The 18,778-nt window shown below is 72.2% G+C and carries 18 protein-coding genes; 3 read left to right on the top strand and 15 right to left on the bottom strand.

Annotated elements, in window-relative coordinates; translation table 11 throughout:
* Positions 1 to 79: 79 nt before the first annotated feature.
* Complete coding sequence (locus VNL12_RS20535; protein ID WP_325597223.1) at positions 80 to 961, bottom strand: alpha/beta hydrolase; 882 nt, start codon at positions 959 to 961, stop codon at positions 80 to 82.
* A 168-nt stretch (positions 962 to 1,129) separates the two neighbouring features.
* Between VNL12_RS20535 and VNL12_RS20540 the strand changes: the two genes are divergently transcribed.
* Positions 1,130 to 1,822: a maleylpyruvate isomerase N-terminal domain-containing protein gene (locus tag VNL12_RS20540; RefSeq protein WP_325597225.1), complete on the top strand. Its 693-nt coding sequence runs from the start codon at positions 1,130 to 1,132 to the stop codon at positions 1,820 to 1,822.
* Positions 1,823 to 1,941: 119 nt separating this feature from the next.
* A complete protein-coding gene (locus tag VNL12_RS20545) occupies positions 1,942 to 2,844 on the top strand; it encodes an aminoglycoside phosphotransferase family protein (RefSeq protein ID WP_325597227.1) in 903 nt (300 codons plus the stop codon).
* Between the two features lie 745 nt (positions 2,845 to 3,589).
* Here the strand turns inward: VNL12_RS20545 and VNL12_RS20550 are convergent.
* The 5 genes from VNL12_RS20550 to VNL12_RS20570 all read right to left on the bottom strand — a co-directional run bounded on the left by VNL12_RS20550 (position 3,590) and on the right by VNL12_RS20570 (position 8,558).
* Positions 3,590 to 3,898: a type II toxin-antitoxin system PemK/MazF family toxin gene (locus VNL12_RS20550; RefSeq protein ID WP_325597229.1), complete on the bottom strand. Its 309-nt coding sequence runs from the start codon at positions 3,896 to 3,898 to the stop codon at positions 3,590 to 3,592.
* Positions 3,895 to 4,104: a type II toxin-antitoxin system CcdA family antitoxin gene (locus tag VNL12_RS20555; protein WP_325597231.1), complete on the bottom strand. Its 210-nt coding sequence runs from the start codon at positions 4,102 to 4,104 to the stop codon at positions 3,895 to 3,897. The genes VNL12_RS20550 and VNL12_RS20555 overlap by 4 nt, the downstream gene beginning before the upstream one ends.
* Before the next feature lie 146 nt (positions 4,105 to 4,250).
* Positions 4,251 to 6,299 carry a penicillin-binding transpeptidase domain-containing protein gene (locus tag VNL12_RS20560; protein ID WP_325597233.1) on the bottom strand — a complete coding sequence of 683 codons (2,049 nt, stop codon included), beginning with the start codon at positions 6,297 to 6,299 and terminating at the stop codon, positions 4,251 to 4,253.
* A 109-nt stretch (positions 6,300 to 6,408) separates the two neighbouring features.
* A complete protein-coding gene (typA, locus tag VNL12_RS20565; protein ID WP_325597235.1) occupies positions 6,409 to 8,334 on the bottom strand; it encodes a translational GTPase TypA in 1,926 nt (641 codons plus the stop codon).
* 26 nt (positions 8,335 to 8,360) lie between these two features.
* On the bottom strand, positions 8,361 to 8,558 hold the full coding sequence (locus VNL12_RS20570) for a hypothetical protein (protein ID WP_325597237.1): 198 nt from the start codon (positions 8,556 to 8,558) through the stop codon (positions 8,361 to 8,363).
* 152 nt (positions 8,559 to 8,710) lie between these two features.
* Between VNL12_RS20570 and VNL12_RS20575 the strand changes: the two genes are divergently transcribed.
* A complete protein-coding gene (locus VNL12_RS20575; protein ID WP_325597238.1) occupies positions 8,711 to 10,279 on the top strand; it encodes an alpha-amylase family glycosyl hydrolase in 1,569 nt (522 codons plus the stop codon).
* A gap of 142 nt (positions 10,280 to 10,421) precedes the next feature.
* Here the strand turns inward: VNL12_RS20575 and VNL12_RS20580 are convergent, their stop codons facing one another.
* The 9 genes from VNL12_RS20580 to VNL12_RS20620 form a co-directional block, all read right to left on the bottom strand.
* Positions 10,422 to 11,612, bottom strand: coding sequence for a ribonuclease D (locus tag VNL12_RS20580; RefSeq protein ID WP_325597240.1), 1,191 nt, complete (start codon positions 11,610 to 11,612; stop codon positions 10,422 to 10,424).
* A gap of 6 nt (positions 11,613 to 11,618) precedes the next feature.
* Complete coding sequence (locus VNL12_RS20585; RefSeq protein WP_325597242.1) at positions 11,619 to 11,942, bottom strand: rhodanese-like domain-containing protein; 324 nt, start codon at positions 11,940 to 11,942, stop codon at positions 11,619 to 11,621.
* A 299-nt stretch (positions 11,943 to 12,241) separates the two neighbouring features.
* Positions 12,242 to 12,865: a molybdenum cofactor guanylyltransferase gene (gene mobA, locus VNL12_RS20590; RefSeq protein WP_325597244.1), complete on the bottom strand. Its 624-nt coding sequence runs from the start codon at positions 12,863 to 12,865 to the stop codon at positions 12,242 to 12,244.
* Between the two features lie 2 nt (positions 12,866 to 12,867).
* A complete protein-coding gene (locus VNL12_RS20595) occupies positions 12,868 to 14,145 on the bottom strand; it encodes a pyridoxal phosphate-dependent decarboxylase family protein (RefSeq protein WP_325597246.1) in 1,278 nt (425 codons plus the stop codon).
* A 171-nt stretch (positions 14,146 to 14,316) separates the two neighbouring features.
* Positions 14,317 to 14,943 (bottom strand): thymidine kinase, encoded by a 627-nt coding sequence (locus VNL12_RS20600; protein WP_325597248.1) that lies wholly within the window; start codon positions 14,941 to 14,943, stop codon positions 14,317 to 14,319.
* Between the two features lie 12 nt (positions 14,944 to 14,955).
* On the bottom strand, positions 14,956 to 15,519 hold the full coding sequence (locus VNL12_RS20605) for a flavin reductase family protein (protein WP_325597250.1): 564 nt from the start codon (positions 15,517 to 15,519) through the stop codon (positions 14,956 to 14,958).
* Positions 15,520 to 15,636: 117 nt separating this feature from the next.
* Entirely contained in the window at positions 15,637 to 16,464 is an 828-nt protein-coding gene (locus VNL12_RS20610) for a gamma-glutamyl-gamma-aminobutyrate hydrolase family protein (protein ID WP_325597252.1), read from the bottom strand.
* Between the two features lie 46 nt (positions 16,465 to 16,510).
* Positions 16,511 to 17,890: a glutamine synthetase family protein gene (locus VNL12_RS20615; RefSeq protein WP_325597254.1), complete on the bottom strand. Its 1,380-nt coding sequence runs from the start codon at positions 17,888 to 17,890 to the stop codon at positions 16,511 to 16,513.
* Positions 17,891 to 17,895: 5 nt separating this feature from the next.
* Positions 17,896 to 18,726: an SDR family oxidoreductase gene (locus tag VNL12_RS20620; RefSeq protein ID WP_325597256.1), complete on the bottom strand. Its 831-nt coding sequence runs from the start codon at positions 18,724 to 18,726 to the stop codon at positions 17,896 to 17,898.
* Positions 18,727 to 18,778: the final 52 nt, after the last annotated feature.

Consider the following 18,778-nt stretch of genomic DNA (forward strand, 5'->3'; position numbering starts at 1 on the left):
TCGGTGCTACAGGCAACCCTCACCAACCAGCCGGGGCACGCTCTGAACCCAGAGATCGAATCTCAGGCGACGAAAGTGCTCACCGGCCAGCGGGCTCGGGACCAAGTCCTAACCGACCTGGTCGACCCCCATTAGGCGGTGGCGGGAACGCGCCTCCGGCGGGCCCCGCAGACGCTTCACCCGCGAGCACCCAAGCCGAGGGTCCGCCAGGCGGAGCGGGGAGGCTGCCGCTGAGTGGCTGCGGGGCCTCGGCGCGGTGCTCGTCGATGGCGTCGGCGGCCAGGAACTGCTCCAGCGATGCCAGCACGTCCGCAGGACGTTCGAGCGTCGGCACGTGCGCCACACCGCACATCAGCTCGACGGTGCCGCGTGGGACCCTGTCCGCAAAGGCCACAGCCCTGTCGATGACGTGCGGCAGGTCGAGCGCGCCGACGAGCACGTGAGCTCGGATATCGAGCTCGTGCACTCGCGGCCAGGCCGGCTCGCGGTCCCGTTCAGGCATGGGTTCCGGCGCGCGGAGCGCGGCACCGTTCATGTCCAGGAACAGCGCTCGCCCGTCTCCGCCAACCCTGCCCTCGGATGACATCGGCCCATCGAGCCAGAGATGCGCCTCCAGCCTGTTCACCTCATCGAGATCGGCGACCGCTTCGGCCTCCCCGATGGCCGCTTCAAGCAGCCTCACCTCTGTCGGCAACGACTCCGGTACTGGTGCGCCGCTCACCGACGGTGCGATGAGGAACAGGCCGTCGATGCGTTCGGGTCGTTCCAGCGCCGCGTCGATGGCTGTGCGAGCACCAATGCTGTTGCCGACGAGCGTCGGCCGCTCGATGTCGTGTGCGTCGAGGGTGGCGAACAGCTCCTCGACCGGATCAACGGCTCCGGTGCGTCGGTACGCAAGGCCCGGGCCCGGCCAGCTGCGCTCGTCGGCCACGCCCGCATGGAGGAAGACGACCTCGGCCATCACATGTCGGACCTCATGAGGCGCGACCGTAGACGGCGCCCGATGAGTGGACTCCCGGGATCGCGACGCCCGGACCGCGCGGCGGCGGAGACCGCATCGGCACGGTGACTGGTGCAGCCTCCCGAAAGTCCGGCGTCGCGACGACCCTTCTGGCATCAGACTGACCCGATGCGGCTGTGGGACGTCCCAGTAGAGGATCCACGAGGCTCGCTGACCGACGAGCGCAGAGACCTGCTCGATCTTCTCGATGGTTTGTCGGACACCGAGTGGATCGCACCGACCGGGGCCGGTCACTGGCGGGCCAAGGATGTCGCCCTGCACCTGCTCGACGATGACCTTGGATGGTTGTCGCGAGGCCGCGACGGCGATCAGTCCGGCCTTCTCTCCACCGCAGGCAGCTGCCGCGAGTTCGTCGCCGCGCTCGACGCCCGGAACGAACGTTGGGTAACAGGAGCCGGTGGCTCGAGCAAGCGCGTGGGCGTTGATCTGCTGCGCTGGTCTGGCGAGGAGGTCCGCCGCTACTACGACTCGCTCGATCTGACGGGGCCCAGTCGCGTGATCTGGATTGGAAGGGGTGACGTCCCTCGGTGGTGCGACCTCGCTCGGGATCTCACCGAGCGATGGGTTCATCAGCAACACATCCGCAACGCGGTCGGTCGGCATGGCAACCACAGCCGGTTCCTTCCACAAGTCCTCCGCACCTTCGTCTGGGCCTTCCCCCACCCGTACGACGCCCGAGCACCAGATCAGAAGATCGTGGTGACTGACCTGGGTGACCGAGGCGCTTGGACCCTGACGCGCCGGGGCGATGGCTGGGTCCTCGATGCGGGCGGCGCCCGCTCTCCGGCGGCGGTGCTTTGAATGCCTGCGTCGGTGGCGTGGCGACAGCTCACCGGCCTGCCCGTCACTCGCGGGGACCTCCAGGCTGAGGGCGACCCGGGCCTGATCGAGCCCCTCCTCGCGGTCCGGGGCATCATCGCGTGATCGACATCCCTGCCGTCGTGCGCAACAAGGCCCTCGCCGCGGGGGCCACCCAGTGGCTCGAGGGCCTGCCTGCGCTGATCGCCGACCTCGAGCGGGACTGGTCCCTCGCCGTTGGTCGACCGTACGTCGATGGGACCGAGGCGTTCGTCGCCGCCGCCACGCTCGATGACGGCTCCCCCGCCGTTCTGAAGGTGCTCGTGCCCCAGGCCCGCGACGCGACCGGCGACGCCTCCCACAACGAGATCACCGTCCTGCGCATCGCTGACGGTGGCGGCTGCGTACGGCTATTGCGGGACGACGTGGAGCGGGGCGCCTTGCTCCTCGATCGACTCGGACCGTCGCTGCACGACCTCGCCCTGCCGTTCCGACGACGGCTCGAGATCCTGTGCTCGACCGCAGCGCGGGTGTGGCGCCCGGCTCCGGGTTCCGGTCTGCCCACCGGCGCCGAGAAGGGTCGGTGGCTGGTCGATTCGATCACCTCGATGTGGGACGAGCTCGACCGCCCCTGCACCGAGCGCGCCATCGATCACGCGCTCGCTTGCGCGGCTCGTCGGATCGCCGCCCACGATGATGAGCGCGCCGTGCTGGTGCACGGTGACGTCCACCAGTGGAACGCTCTGAAGGCCGGGGACGGGTTCAAGCTCGTGGACCCCGACGGCCTGCTCGCCGAGGCCGAGTACGACCTGGGCGTCCTCATGCGAGAGGACCCCCTCGAGCTGCTCGAGGGTGACCCGTACGAGCGTGCCCGGTGGCTCGGGTCTCGCTCCGGCCTCGACCCGACTACCATCTGGGAGTGGGGCGTGGTCGAGCGCGTCTCGACCGGGCTGCTGGCCACCAAGATCGACCTGCAGCCCGTCGGACACGAACTGCTCGCCGTCGCCGACCACGTGGCCATCTGACGCCACTCACCGGGCAACCATCACTCGCAGGCGGGTGTATGCGAAAGCGACCCCCATCACCGCTTCACCACGCCGGTCATCGGCTCCGAGATGGGACCCCACCGATCGGTACTTGCGGGGCAGCCGAAGACAGGGGCAGGTTCGTTGGGGTGTCGGGAGAGTGGCGTGATTGGGAGTGGGATGCATCCTTGGTCCGCGGGATGCTCGACTCGGGTGGGGTTGTCGTCCACGTCGACAGCGGCCACCAGGACGGACCGGCGCCCGGACCGGACCTGCCCGCTCCTCCGAGGGAACGATTCGACGAGCTCCGGCAGACCTACCTCGGCGATGATCGCCGGGCCGGTGCTTCCGTGCGGAACAGCTCACTCGACGACGAGGGTGCCGTGTTTCGCGACGCAGGGTTCGTCGGGCCTGAGGTCATCGTCGTCCCCGACGGACGAGTACTGGAGCGTTCGACCGACGACCTGGTGGCCGAGACCCTCTCGATGTCGTCCACCGCACCGCATCTGTTCCGGTCACGGCTGGGGCCGGTTCGAGGACGACCTTCGTCGACTGCTGGAAGGAGCGTCTCCCGGCGGCCGGTTCGCCGTCCACCTGCCCGACAACGAGCTGAAGATCTGGCGTCATCGCGGACGTGAGAGGGGTCGGCCAGAGTCCGCTGGTGCTCGGCCACATCGGCGTCAACGTCACCCATCGGGGACCCGCAGTACCCGGCGGCGGTTCTGAGCGGCGCCGGACGCGAACCTCAGCAGCCGAGGGCGTGGTTGATCGCGGAGCAGACCTTGCCCATGGTGTCGCCGCTGACCTCTCCGACATAGCCGGTGAGCGACGACTGGGCGACCGTGTGAAGGCCGTCGCAGTTGATCACCGATGCCTGGTCGAGTGCGACCTCGTCGTCATCGACGGCGACCTCGGCGGCGATCCCACGAATCGACGTGGTGACCTCGGCGACAGTGACGAGGTCGCGCACGTCGAGCACCTCGGGCCGCGTCAGCACCAGGACTGGCCGCTGCTTGCGGCCGACCCGCGCGCTCCAGATCTCGCCTCGCGTCACTCTTGGCTCCACGCCTCAGCCTCGGACCAGAACGGGTCGGGGCGTTCAGGCTGTCGTTCGTAGGCGGCCCGATCCGACTGCGCCAACGCGGCGCGCACGGCGGCCGCGACTCCCTCACGCGCGGCCGCCGAGATGTTGATCTCGAGCTGACGGGCCCGGACCGCCAGCTCGTCATCGAGCGTGAAGGTCGTACGGGTCGATGCCACCCTTCAATGCTATCAGTCAGTGATGGACACCCACGCGGCACCCGGGTTGGGTCGCCCCTGACCTGAAATTGCGTACATGAGTCGCGCCGGGCGCGACTCATGTACGCAGTTTCGGCGGTTCAGGGTGGCGTCGGGGCGGGCTGAGCTCAGCCGCCGTTGAGGGTGGTGAGGAAGCGGGCGGCCAGCGGGCCGGCCACGTCGCTGCCGGACTCACCGCCCTCGACGAACACGGCGAAGGCCACGTCGGCCTGGTAGCCGATGATCCAGGCGTGGGCGCGAGGCGGGTCCTCTTCACCGAACTCGGCAGTGCCGGTCTTGGCCGCCACCGGGGGCCCCGGCACGCCCTGGAGGGCCGAACCGCTGCCCTCGATGACCACTGCGGCCATGAGGGCGCGGAGGGTCTCGGCCTCGCCCGGGCCGAGCGGCACCTCGGCCGGCGGCTCTGCGACCGGCGGCTCGACCACCAACGTCGGGGCCTTCCAGCGACCGGCGGCCACCGTGGCGCCCACGCCGGCCAGGCTCAGCGGGCTGGCGAGCAGCCGTCCCTGGCCGATGGTCGACGCGGCGGCGTCGACCGGCCCCTCGGTGACGGGGACCGACCCGGTGAACGACGGGACGCCGATCCCCCACTCGGCGCCCAGGCCGAACGCGGCACCGGCCTCGGCGAGGTCGTCGGGCTCCAGCTGCGAGGACAGAGCCACGAACGCGGTGTTGCACGAGCGGGCGAAGTCGGTGCGGAAGGGCACCTCCCCGAGCTCGAAGTCTCCGGCGTTCTTGAAGCTGCGCCCCCCGACCTCGGCGGTCGCCGGGCAGGGCACCGTCTGGTCAGGGGTGACACCGCGACGCAGGAGGGCGAGGGTGGAGACGACCTTGAACGTCGACCCGGGTGGCACCTCGGCCCGCGACCCGTAGTCGAAGGCGCCTCCGTTGCGGTTGGCCACGGCGAGCACATCGCCGGTGCTCACCCGCACGGCCACGAGCGAGCTGAGCCGGTCCTCGTCGCTGAGCGCGGCCTCGGCCGCCTCCTGCACGGCCACGTCGAGGGTGGTGACCACGTCCTGGCCCGCCACCGCCGGCACCTCTTCAAGGTCCTCGACCACGGGCTCGGCCGCACCGTCGCCCGGCTCCGTCGTGCCGTCGCCCGGGTCGTCGGTACCGCTGTCGGGCGGACCCGTACCGGAGGGGTCCTCCGCGTCGGGTCCCTCGGTGGCGGCCCGGGTGACCCTGACGACGAGCCCGGGCGTTCCGCCCAGGCGTTCGTCGTAGGTCTCCTGGACCCCGCCCTCGCCGGTCAGGTCGCCGGGGCGGAGGCGCCCCTCGGACGCGGCGATGGCTTCCTCGGTGGCGGGCACGACCCGGCCCAGCAACGGCCGGGCGAAGTCCCGCGAGCGGGCCAGGTCCTGCTCCTCGCGCCGGAAGACGGCACCCGGCAAGGGCTGCAGCTGGTCGCGGAGCGGCGCGTAGTCCGCTTCTCGGAGGGTGATCACCTGAACGAAGGCATCCTCGGCCGCGGCTTCGACCCGGGCCGTCAGCTCGGCGGCGTCGACGTCGAGCAGGCGGGCCAGATCCGCGGTCAGGACGGCGAGGTCGGTCACCCGGCGGGGCTCGATCCCGACGGTCACGACAGACGTCCGCTCGAAGAGCGACGCGCCCGTCCCGTCGATGACGGTCCCGCGTTCCGGCACGGTGCGCTCCGCCGAGAGGAGGTCTCCGGGCCCGAGCCGCGAGTCCAGGGCGGCCAGGCTCCACCGAGCCCGCCACCCCTCGGGGCCCGTCGCCTCCGCGGCTCCCCGTTCCAGGGCGAGGGTCCCGGTCGAGCTCCACGTGGTGCCGCCGATCGTCCAGTCCGCCATGAGCTGTGCCGTGGCCTCGTCGCCCTCCACGCGGACCTCGTCGACCGCGGCGGTGAGGGTGACCCCGCCCAGACCGTCCAGGGCGACGAGGAACTCCCCGTCGACCTCCGCCGCCGGCTGCACCGTGCCCCCGCCGCCGGGCCTGCCCTCGTTGACCGCGTCGACGAAGTCCATCGCCGCTTGGCGAGCGCCGGCCTCGTCCGGGGCCTCAGCCGGCGGGTCCGAGGGGTCGCGGTCCCCGTCCCCGCGCAGCACGAGCACTGCGGCCCCGGCAACGGCCAGGGCGGCAACGACGCCCAGGATCACCAGGACGACGGCCCTCGCTCCGCCTCTCTCCTGCATCGACGCACCCTCCCACACCCGCTCGGCAGCCACGGCTCGCCTGGCGCCGCCGATCGGGGGGTCCCCTCCCCTTCCGCCGCTCAACCAGGGCGAGGGCCGAGCCGCGCCGTCAGACGGTGACGGTGGCGCCCTTCTTGTGGGCCCGACGGCGGTCGGGCTCGGCCAGGATCCGCTTGCGGATGCGGATGGCGTCGGGCGTGACCTCGACCAGCTCGTCATCGGCGATCCACTCGATGGCCGTCTCGAGGGTGTGGGTCTTGGGCGGCGACAGCTTGGCCGCGTCGTCGTGGCTGTGGGTGCGGATGTTGGTCTGCTGCTTCTCGCGCACGGCGTTGACGACCATGTCGGCGCCGCGGGCGCCCTCACCGATCACCATGCCCTCATAGACCGTGACGCCGGGACCGACGAACAGCTCACCGCGCAGCTGCAGGTTGTCGAGGGCGTGGGCCGTGGTCGGACCCTTGCGATCGGCCAGCATCGCGCCGCCCAGGCGATGGGGCAGCTCACCGACCCAGTCCATCCAGCCCACGTGGTGGGTGTGGAGCAGGGCCGTGCCCCGCGTGGCGGTGAGGAGCTGGCCGCGGAAGCCCACCAGACCGCGGGCCGGAGCCTCGAAGGTGACGATGGTGCGGTTGGTGTCGCCCGGAGCCAGGTCGGTGACCCGGCCCTTGCGCGGCGCCAGGGCCTGGGTGATGGTGCCGACGTGCTCGTTGGGCACGTCGACCACACCACGTTCGAGGGGTTCGTGGCGACGGCCGTTGATCTCCTTGACGACCACTTCCGGTCGGCTGACCTGCATCTCGTAGCCCTCGCGACGCATCGACTCGATGAGCACCGCCAGCTGGAGCTCACCGCGCCCGGCGACCTCGATGACGTCGGGGGTGTCGGTCTCGTTGACCTTGATCGACACGTTGCCGAGGACCTCGCGGTCGAGGCGCTCCTTGAGCTGACGGGACGTGACGAACTTGCCGACCTGACCGGCCAGGGGCGAGGTGTTGACGCCGAAGGTCATGCGCAGCACCGGCTCGTCGACGCTGAGGCGGGGCAGGGCCTCGGGCTGGGCCGGATCGGCGAACGTGTCACCGATCTCGACCTCGGGGAAGCCGCCGATGACGAACAGGTCACCGGCGATGCGGGTGTCGACATCGACCCGGCCGATGCCCTCGAAGCCGAGCAGGGCCGAAGGCTTGCGGGTCACCGCCGGCGCGCCCTCCGCGACCTCCTCGTCGAGCAGCGCCACCTGATCGTCCTTGCGCATCGTGCCTCGCACCACGCGGCCCACCGCCAGGCGGCCCAGGTAGTCCGACGCGTCGAGGTTGGTGACGATGGCCTGCAGTGGAGCGTCGCGATCGCCGGCGGTGGCCGGGATCGTCGCGACGATGGCTTCGAGCAGCGGGGTGAGGTCCGCGTCAGGGCCCGGCATGCTGATGCCGGTCATGGCCCGGCCCTCGCGCGCGACGGCGGAGAGGATCGGGAAGTCGATGTCGTCGGCATCGGCGGCCAGGTCGAGGAACAGCTCCTCGACCTCCGAGAGGACCTCGTCGGGCCGGGCGTCGTGGCGGTCGACCTTGTTGATGACCAGCACCGTCGGGAGGCGCAGGGCCAGGGTCTTGGAGAGCACGTAGCGGGTCTGGGGTAGAGGCCCCTCAGCCGCGTCGACGAGCAGCAGCACGCCGTCGACGAGGGCCAGGGCTCGCTCGACCTCGCCACCGAAGTCGGCGTGGCCGGGGGTGTCGACGAGGTTGATCTTCACGTCGCCCCACCGCACCGAAGCGGCCTTGGCCAAGATGGTGATGCCCCGCTCGCGCTCCTGGTCGTTGGAGTCCATCACACGGTCGACGAGGTCCTGGTGGGCGTGGAACACACCCGAGCCCCGGAGCAGGGCGTCGACGAGGGTCGTCTTGCCGTGGTCGACGTGGGCCACGAGGGCGACGTTGCGGATGGAGGTGGGAACGGTGGTCACAAGGGTCTCTGTCGTCTCGGGGGGCGCGTCGAGGGGGTCGACGGCGAGGTTGGCGGGTGGTGCCGGGGGCACGGATCGGCCCGGCGAGCTCCGGTGGGTCAGCCCCAGGGCTCCTCGGCCTCGACCGCCGGGGCCTCGGGGACCAGGCACCAGCTGGCGTGGTCGTGGCCCGGACCGGCGCCGCACTCGGGGCACGCCTGCTCGCTGGCGCGCTCGGCGATCTCCTCGTAGGAGGGCTCGGTGGTGCGCTTCAGTGCGCGGGCCTCTTCAAAGCGGCGGTGCCGACCCTTCTTCACAGGCCTCTCCAGCGTCAGTCTTGGTCAATCCAGGAACGTCAGTGTACCGATGGACCCACCCGACACCGCATCTCCACCCTCGGCGCCGGGGGCCACCTCGGTGCCCGACGGGCGCGCCACCGGCCCGGTCGAGGCCGGTAGGGTCCGCGCCCGTGCCTCCCGACCGCCCGGCCCCCGGCGACCGACCCTGGTGGCAGGACGCGGTCGTCTACCAGATCTACCCCCGCTCCTTCGCCGATGCGAACGGCGACGGCGTGGGCGACCTCGAGGGCATCCGCCAGCATCTCGACCACCTCTCCTGGCTCGGCGTCGACGCCATCTGGCTCTCACCGTTCTACCGGTCACCCATGGACGACTTCGGCTACGACGTCAGCGACCACTGCGACGTCGACCCTCTCTTCGGCACCCTCGAGGACTTCGACCGCCTCGTCGCCGACTGCCACCAGCGCGACATCCGGGTGGTCGTCGACTGGGTCCCGAACCACACCTCGGACCGCCACCCGTGGTTCGAGGCCGCCCGCTCGGACCGGGACGACCCGCACCGCGATTGGTACGTGTGGCGCGACCCGACTCCCGACGGCGGCCCGCCCAACAACTGGGTGGCGAGCTTCTCGGACGCGGAGCCGGCCTGGACCCTCGACGAGGCCACCGGGCAGTGGTACCTGCACCTGTTCCTGCCCACCCAGCCCGACGTGAGCTGGGACCATCCTGAGCTCGAGTCGGCCATGCACGACGTGCTGCGGTTCTGGCTCGACCGCGGCGTCGACGGCATCCGGGCCGACGTGCTCCACGCCATCGGCAAGGCGCCAGGCCTGCCTGACGACGCCCCCGAGATGCTCCCCATCCCCCACTCGGGGCTGAACCACGTGCCCGAGGTGACGTTGCCCCGGGTGCGGAAGCTCCGCGACCTGCTCGACTCCTACGACGGCGACCGCATGATGGTGGGCGAGGTCTACCTGCTCGACACCTCGCTGGTGGCGCAGTACTACGACGACGGGCGCGGCCTGCACCTCTCGTTCAACTTCCCACCGCTCTACGCCCCGTGGGACGCGACCTCATGGCGAGCCCGCGTCGCCGAGGTCGAGGCCCTGATCGAGCCGGTCGGCTGGCCCAGCTGGGTGCTCTCGAACCACGACAACCTGCGCCACCGCACCCGCTACGGCGGCTCCGAGTCCCGAGCCCGCGCCGCGGCGTTCCTGGTGCTGGGGCTGCGGGGCACCGCCTTCCTCTACGCCGGTGAGGAGCTGGGCCTCACCGATGCCGTCGTGGCCCCCGACCGGGTGGTCGACCCCGGTGGCCGCGACGGTTGCCGAGCCCCGATCCCCTGGACCCCCGCACCCGACCACGGGTGGGGCATGACGGACCCGTGGCTGCCGTGGCCACCGGAGGCGACGGCGGGCGGCGATGCCGAGTCCCAACGGTCCGACCCCGCCTCCATCCTGCACCTCTACCGGCGCCTGCTGGCGGCCCGCAAGGCGTCGCCGGCGCTCACCGCCGGCGCCCAGCGCGTCGTCGAGGCCGGCGAGGGGGTCCTGGCGTGGGAGCGCACCGACGGTGCGGATCGACGGGTGGTGGCGGTCAGCTTCGCCGCCGAGCCCGTCGACACCGGGTTCGGTGCTGACCTGGTGGTCGAGGTGGCCAGCGACGGCCGGGGCGAGGGCGAGCCCTTCTCCGGCGTGCTGGGCTCCGACTCCGCCGTCGTCCTGCGTCCGGCCGACTGAGCGGCGAGGGCGGCCACGCGGATCGCGACCGGTACGGGGGACGACCCGAAGTGGTCGCGGAAACCGTCGCCGGAGCGACGCCGATCGCGACCGGTACGGGGGAGGGCCCGATCGGCCGGCACGCGCTCGCCTCAGGCTGGCCTCAGCGGCGGGGTTCGAGCACCAGGTTGTCGCCGTCGAAGGCCAGCGCGGCGCGTCCGTCGACCAGGTCTCGTACGGGATCGCCGACGAGGTCACCGCGCCAGCCGTCGGCGAGGCGGCCGGCGCCGTCGACGAGGAAGTCCTCGATGTCGGACCGCGTGGCCAGGATGGCGGTGTCGATGCGGTGGGTACGACCCAGCTGGGCGACCCAGGCCGACACCAGCGACACCGCGGGGCGCAGCTTCCGGTCGAGCTCCTGGTCGTTGGTGCGCGCGGCACGGGGCGGAGGGCCGTCGCTGAGTCCCTCGGCCACAGCCTCGACCAGCTGCTCGGCCAGGGTTCCCCGGCGCATGCGGTCGTCGAGGCCCCGGATGCCCTTCAGGTCGGCCACGTCGGTGGGGCTCCGGTTTGAGACGCTGACGACCGCCAGGTCGGCCAGCACGTGGCGGACCGGCACGTCGATCTCGGCGGCCCGGCGCTCACGCCACGCCGCCACCGCCCGGACCACGCCGAGGGCCTTGCCGCGCAGCTGGCGGGCCTCCTTGATCCGCAGGTAGGCCAGGTCGGGCTCACGTCGCGGCCGCCACACGCGCTGGGCCTCGCTCTCGGCGGCCGCCCACTCCGTGCGACCCTCGTCGGTGAGCCGGGCCGCCAGGCGGTCGTGGACCGCGAGCAGGTGGGCGACGTCGGACGCGGCGTAGGACTTCTGGCGCTCGTCGAGCGGGCGCCGCAGCCAGTCGGTGAGCCGGTCACCCTTCGGCAGGCGGAACCCCAGCTCACCCTCGACGAGGGCGGTGAGCGACGGCGTGCCGTAGCCGAGGAACCCGGCCCCGATCTGGGTGTCGAACAACCGGGACGGCACTGAGCCGACGGCCTGTTCGAAGACCTCGATGTCCTGGCTGGCGGCGTGCATGACGGCCACGCCGGGCCCGGCGAAGACCTCGGCGAGGGAGCGCAGGTCGAGCGCCAGGGGATCGATCAGGACGATCTGGTCGGCCCACGCGATCTGGATCAGCGCCACCTGTGGGAAGTACGTCCGCTCCCGGTGGAACTCGGTGTCGACGGCGTAGCGATCGGCAGACGCCATGGCCTCCACCACCTCGGCCAGGGCGTCGTCGTCGTCGACCCACCGGGCGTCGGTGGGCGGGACGTCACGACCGTCATCAGACGCACCTGACCTCCCCCGCTTCATCCCCACCTAGCTCGGCCGATCACCGGCGACGGTGGGGAGCCCGGCGTCGATCCAACCCGTGGTGCCCCCGGCCACGTTCACCACGTCGCGGCCGTCGGTGGCGAGGTGCTCCGCCGCCCGCATGCTGCGACCACCCTTGGCGCAGATCAGGTAAACGGTCGCACCGGTCGGGACCTCGCCGGACCGGTCGGCCACCTCGCCCAGCGGGATCAGTACCGCCCCGGGCACGTGGCCCTCGGCGTACTCGTCGGGTTCGCGCACATCGATGACGGGAGAACCCTCGGCGTGACGCTCGGCGAAGGTGGCGATGTCGACCTCGGGCACGTCCACGGTGCACCTCTCCTGACGGGAACCGCCACATGGTACCGGTCTCCTGCGACCGGACTCGCACGCTCCGTCACCGGCGTCCGATGCGTGGCACCCCCGGTGGCGGGGCCAGGCGCCGTTCGCCTTCGGGCGTCGCGGTCCGATCTCTGGCCTCGCCCGTCGACCGCCTCCCGGCGCCTCCGTGGCTCCTCCGTTCTGCCGCGGTGCAACGCCAGCCCTGGTGCCTGACCGCGACAGGCCGGGGCCGTCCTCCCGCACTGGGCAGCGCGCCGGCGTCGAAGACCGCGGCCCAGGCGATCCACCTATGGCTGCGGCCGCTCGAGGTCAGCGGGGACATCCGCGTCGAGGAGCGCGGAGGGCCCCACGCCCCCGACGGCCACGACGGTCGTCACCTCGCCGACCGTGGAGAGGCGCCGGGCGCCCCGCTCGACGAGGCCGGCGACCGACGCGGCCAGACCCGGTTCCGCCCGCCACGCCGAGTGGATCCACTGCGGACGGCCGTCGACGAGGGGGACGGCCCCATCGACCGCCGGCTCGGCCGCCGCGAGGGCGTCGAGGAGCGCGACCGTCGACGTCGACGAGGGCCGCACGAGGTCGCAGGGGGCGATCACCAGCACCGAGCCCGGGTCGGTGGTGAGAGCGGCGGCGAGGGCGGTGGCCAGTCCGCCCAGCGGCCCCTCGCTCGGCCACCGGTCGGCGACCGGCAAGAGGCCGAGGCCGGCCAGCGCGGCGTGGTCGCCGCCGACGGCCAGCACCTCTCCGCAGCCCCCTGCTCGCAGCGCGGCGGCGACCCGGGCGGCCAGCGCCTGCCCGTCGACCTCGATGAGCGCCTTGTCACGCCCCATGCGCCGGCTGGCCCCGCCACACAACACCGCCCCGACGACGGGGCCGTCGCCCGATCGGATCCGGCCCGGCCAGTCCGGCACCGTCAGGCGATGCCGCCGTAGGTCGATGTCGACGAGTCCGCGTCGGTCGCCCCGCCGCCCGGCACCGAGGCCACCGCGGCGGCAAGGTCCTCGACGAAGGCGTCGAGGACCTGGAGGTGGTACGGCGAGAGCATCACGTGCAGGCCGCCCTGCTGGCGGTCGAGGTTCCAGCCCCGGGCGTCCATGGCGTCGCCCACCGCATCGAGGGCGCGACCGGGCGTGGTCACCTGGAACACGGGAACCTCCGGGACCGGGTCGACCACCGCGCCAGCGATGCCGTCGATGCCGGCGAGGAACGCATGGTGGGCCTCGCGCACCTGGCCCGTCAGGCGCGAGAAGCCCTCCTGGCCCAAGTGCATCATGGCCGCCCACGCCCCCGCGATCGGCGGGGCGGGGCGGGTGCCGGCCGGGGTGGAGGAGGCGTAGAGGCCACCGGGCCACGAGTCGTACCAGAAGTGCTGGAACCGCAGCAGGTCTCGGCTCCGGTACAGCACCAGCGACGCGCCCTTGAAGGCGTAGCCGTACTTGTGGATGTCAGCCGACATAGACGTGACCCCCTGGACCCCGAAGTCCCAGGGCGGCACCGGCTCGCCCAGCTGCTCCCAGAAGGGCAACAAGAAACCGCCCAGGCAGGCATCGACGTGGCAGAGCACCCCGCGCTCGGCGGCGGCGGCGGCGATCTCGGGCACGGGATCGATGACCCCGAACGGGTAGTTCGGCGCCGAGGCCACGACCATCGCCGTCCGGTCGGTGATCGCCGCCGCCATCGCCACCGGGTCGACGCGGCCGTCGGCGCCGACGGGGACCGACACGTGCTCGACGTCGAGGTAGCCACAGGCCTTCCCGAACGCAGGGTGGGCGGTGAACGGGGTGACGATCTGAGGTTCGGCGATGCCGCGCTCCTGGCGGGCGTGGTCGCGGGCGACGTGCACCGCGCAGAAGATGCTGGTGCTGCCGCCCGATGTCACCGCCCCGCAGTCGGGGCCGGTGCCGAGGAGGGCGCCGCCCATGGACACCAGGTCGAGCTCCATCTGGAGCAGGCTCGGGTACCGGAAGGGGTTGAGGGCGTTCTCGTGCAGGTAGCGGTCGGCGACCTGGTGCAGCAGAGCCTCGTGGTCGGGTTCCCCGGAGTTGTAGACGAGGCTGAAGGCCCGCCCGCCCCGCCAATCGAGGTCACCGGCGCGGGCCTCATCGATGCGGGCCAGCAGCTCGTCGGCCGGCACGCCCTTCGCCGGGAGCTGCACGGGGCCGGGGGCGTGGTCTGCCGAGCCGTTCGTCATGGGCGCCGAGCGTACGGGACGAGGCGCGCCACCGGGTCCGGGCGCCGGCTCGGATGGCGATTCGCTGTCGATTCGCTGGCGGCGGTGCCGGTGCGGGCGAAGCTCGGCACACGGATCGACACGGCACGAGTCGGCACCGCACGGAGGGGCACGGCACAGGACGCCGGCCGCTCAGCCGAGCTCACCGGCGCCGTAGTGGCGCCGGCACAGCAGCTCGTAGGTGACCACATCGCCGAACAGCGGGGTCTCGGGGGCCTCCGTGTCGCCGATGACCACCGTCGCGCCCTCGCGGGTCACAGCCCCGTTCACGAGGCGAGCGTTGTGGGTGGCCCGGCGCCCGCACCAGCACCGGGCCTCGACGCTGAGAGCGACGTGCTCGTCGGCCACCTCCAGCATGCGCCGGGTGCCGTCGAAGAGCAGGCCCCGGAAGTCGGTGAGCAGCCCGAAGGCGAACACGTCCGCGCCCAGCTCGTCGACCACCGCCCCCAGCTGGTCGATCTGGGCCTCGGCGTAGAACTGGACCTCGTCGCAGACGAGGAAGTCGAGGCCGCCCTCGGCGGCGACGTGGGCCCGGGCCATCACCAGCAGGTCGACGTCCCCGGTCACCTCCACCGCCGGGCGCGACACCCCGAGGCGGCTCGACACGGCGGTGCCATCGCGGTCGAACAGGGTGCAAAGGACGCCCTTCAGGCCCCGACGGGTGAGGTTGTGGTGCACCTGCAGGGCGACGGTGGACTTCCCCGACCCCATGATCCCGTAGGAGAACCGCAGGACCCCGGGGGTGGGTCCGTTCCCCACCGGAGCGCCCTCTCAGCCGCCGTAGGACATGCGGGTGTCCTCCATGCGGAGCACCTCGGTGTCCTCGGGGCGCTGGAACCGGGCGTCGACGACCTCGCCGATGAACAGGGTGTGGCCTCCGCAGTCGACCGCTTGGCGCACCTCGCAGTCGACGTAGGCCGGAGCCTGGTCGAGGATCGGCACCCCGGTGGCGCCGGCGTGGAAGGCGAAGCCGTTCAGGGTCATGGCCTCGGTGTCGACCTCGACGGGCTTGGTGAACTTGCGGACGATGGCCCGGTCCTCCCGCGAGAGCGTGTTCACGCTGAAGGCCCCGCCGGCGGTCACCAGCTCGTGGGTGAAGGCCGGCTTCTCGATGCCGACGGCCACCAGCTTGGGCTCAGAGCTCACCTGGGTGACCCAGTTGATGGTCATGAGGTTGCGGCGCTCGCCGTCGCGGCTGCCGAGCACGTAGAGGCCGTAGGGGAAGCTCCACAGCACCCGACGCCGGAGCTTGTCGTAGTCGGCCCGGGCGTCGTCGTCGTCGCCCACCCCCTCGGGGAACGGTCCGATCGGTCCTGAGCCTCCAGGTGCAGCCATCCCCCGACCGTACCCGCCATCGGTCCAGGGACACGGAGAGGGTCGCGTCCGGCCCCACCCACCGTTCCCGCCGGCTCAGGCAGCTCACGCTGCCCCGCCGGGCCGGAAGGGATCGCGTCAGTCTCGGGCGCGGGCGGACTGAGCGTCGCGGCAGGACTGGGCGAAGGCGGCGAAGAGGCGCTGCTGGACGGGGTCGCGCATGGCCGAGTCCTCGGGGTGCCACTGGACGCTGACGACCCATCCGTCGCCCTCGGGCTCGAGGCCCTCGACGGTGCCGTCGGGGGCGGTGGCCACGACCCGCAGGCCGTCACCGACCCGGTCCACGGCTTGGTGGTGGTGGCACCGCACCACAGGGTTCAGCTCGCCCCCGAGGGCCACGGCCAGGCGCGAGTCGGGCTCGACCGCCATCTCGACGTCGGAGCCGCCGCCACCCAACGGGATGCCGTGGGCGACCTTGCCGCCGAGCCCGGTGATGTGCTGGTCGAGGGCGCCCCCGTGGGCCACGTTGAGCAGCTGGTGGCCGCGGCAGATGGCCAAGACCGGGCGACCCAACTCGACCGCGGCGCGGTACAGCGCCGCCTCCCACCCGTCGACCGCCGCGTCGCAGCCGTAGGTCTCGGGCACCGGGTCCTCGCCGTAGGACGAGGGGTCGAGGTCCTCGCCTCCCGTCAGGACCAGTCCGTCGAAGCGGCCCATCAGGTCCTGGGCCGCGTCGTCATCGGTGGCGCACGGCAGCAGCACCGCCCCCACGGCACCCGCCCGACCCAGCGCCTCCAGGTAGTAGGAGGCGATGGCGGCCTGGGGTTCGAGCGAGCGCTCGACGCGCTCGGCCGGGATGATGCGCCCGGTCACGGCCACCAGCGGGGCGCCGACGGTGGCGGCCAGCGCGGCGCCCTCGCGTCGGGGGGCGGGCTCCGGTGCCGGGAGGGGGAGCGTCGAGGTCATGGGTGTGCCGACCGAGCGATGCTCGTGCGGGAGCCGACCGCGGCGCTCACAGGCGCTCGAAGCCGCGCACCAGCTCCCAGTCGGTGACGGTGCGGTTGGAGGCCAGCCACTCCTGGCGGGCGGTGTTGAGCAGGTGGTGGTGCACGTCGTCGCCGAAGGCGGCCCGGGCGATGGCCGAAGCGTCGAACAGGTCGATCGCCTCCACCAGCGTGGAGGGGATGCGGGGGACGTCGGTGGCCTCGTATGCGTTGCCCTCGAAGGCCGGACCCGGGTCGAGCTCGTTCTCGATGCCGTGCAGCCCCGCCGCGATCACCCCGGCGTAGGCCAGGTAGGGGTTGACGTCGGCCCCGGGGATGCGGGACTCGACCCGCCGGTGGGCACCGTGGCCCACGACGCGCAGGCCGCAGGTGCGGTTGTCGTCGCCCCAGGCGATCGCCGTCGGCGCCCACGAGTCGGGCTGGAACCGCTTGTAGGAGTTCACCGTCGGGGCGAAGAGCCAGGTCAGCTCGCGCGACGCGGCCACCAGCCCGCCGAGCCAGCTCCGCACCGTGGGCGACAGGGCCCGGGCGTCGCCCTCGACCTCGGCGAGGGAGGTGGCGCCCCCGTCGGCCCACACCGATGAGTGGATGTGGCACGACGACCCCACGTCGTCCATCGACCACTTGGCCATGAACGTCAGCGAGCGGTCGTTGGCGGCGGCGATCTCCTTGGCCCCGTTCTTGTAGATGGCGTGGCGGTCGGCCATCTCCAGGGCCTCGGCGTAGACGAGGTTGATCTCGTGCTGTCCGTGGCCGGCCTCACCCTTGGAGAACTCCACCGGCACCCCTGCCGCGTCCATGCCGTTGCGGATCTGGCGGATGAGGTACTCGTCCCGTGTCGTCTGGAGGATGTGGTAGTCCTCGATCCAGTCCGAGTGGGGGCGCAGGCCCTTGTAGCCGGCGGCACGGGCCTCCTCGAACGTGTCGCGGAAGAGGAAGAACTCGAGCTCGGCGCCGATGTTGACGGTGAGCCCGTGGGCGGCGGCCCGCGCCAGCTGGCGACGCAGGATCTGCCGGGGCGAGACCTCAACCGGCTCGGTGCCGCCCTCGGCCACCAGGTCGCAGATCACCAGGGCCGTGGCCGGGATCCACGGCACCAGGCGGAGGGTGGCCAGGTCGGGCACGGCCGACATGTCGCCGTAGCCGGTGTCCCAGCTGGCGAAGGTGTAGCCCGGCTGCGGGGTCATGTCGACGTCGACGGCGAGCAGGTAGTCGCAGACCTCGATGGTGCCCTCGAGGACGTGGTCGCAGAAGTACCGGCCCGTGACGCGCTTGCCCATGAGCCGGCCCTGCAGGTCCGGGAAGCACACGAGGACGGTGTCGACCGCGTCGTCGACCACCATCTGGTGCAGGGCGGCGGTGGTGATGATCCCGGGGGCCTCAGCCATCGCGGTCACGCGAACCTCTCGCTCGGGGTCGTGTCGAACGGCGTGGCGACCGGCGCGTCGGCGCTGCGGTCGGGGGTCGTGTAGGCCGCGGTGATGCCGCCGTCGATGAGCAGCGACTGGCCGGTCATGTAGGACGACTCGTCGGAGGCCAGGAACAGAGCGCCCTGCACCATCTCGGCCGCCTCGCCGAAGCGGCCCATGGGGATGTGCACCAGGCGGCGCTGGCGCTCCTCGTCGTCGGAGAGGTACTTGGCGAGGAGCGGGGTCAGCACCGGACCCGGGCACAGGGCGTTGGCCCGGATGCCCCGGCGGGCGTAGATGACCGCGATCTCGCGGGTCATGGCCAGCACTGCGCCCTTCGACGTGGTGTACGCGAGCTGCGGGGTGGCCGCGCCCAGGTGGGCGACGAAGCTGGCCACGTTGATGATCGACCCCCCGCCGGAGTCGAGCAGGGCCGGGATCCCGGCGCGACAGCAGCGCCACAAGCCGGTGACGTTGACGGCCATGGTGGTCTCCCACGTCGCCTCGGGCGTGGTGGTCGGGCCGCCGTCGTCGGGGAGGCTGACCCCGGCGTTGTTGTAGAGGACGTGCAGGGCGCCGAAGGCCTGAACCGTCGCCGCCACCGCGGCGTCGACGGTGGGGGCGTCGGTGACATCGGCAGTCAGCGAGAGCGCCTCACCGCCGGCGGCCGCGACGGCGACAGCGGTCTCCTCGCAGCCGGCGAGGTCCACCGCCGCGATCCTCGCCCCTTCGGCGGCGAACATCTCGGCCGCCACCCGGCCCATCCCTCCCGCCGCGCCCGTGATCAGGACGACCTTTCCCTCCAACCGGCCCATCGGCTCTCCTCGCGCGGTGCAGTGGCCCACGCCGCTCGGCGCGAGGTCGACC

Origin of the sequence: Iamia sp. (genome assembly GCF_035575815.1) — a bacterium.
Taxonomy (GTDB): domain Bacteria; phylum Actinomycetota; class Acidimicrobiia; order Acidimicrobiales; family Iamiaceae; genus Iamia.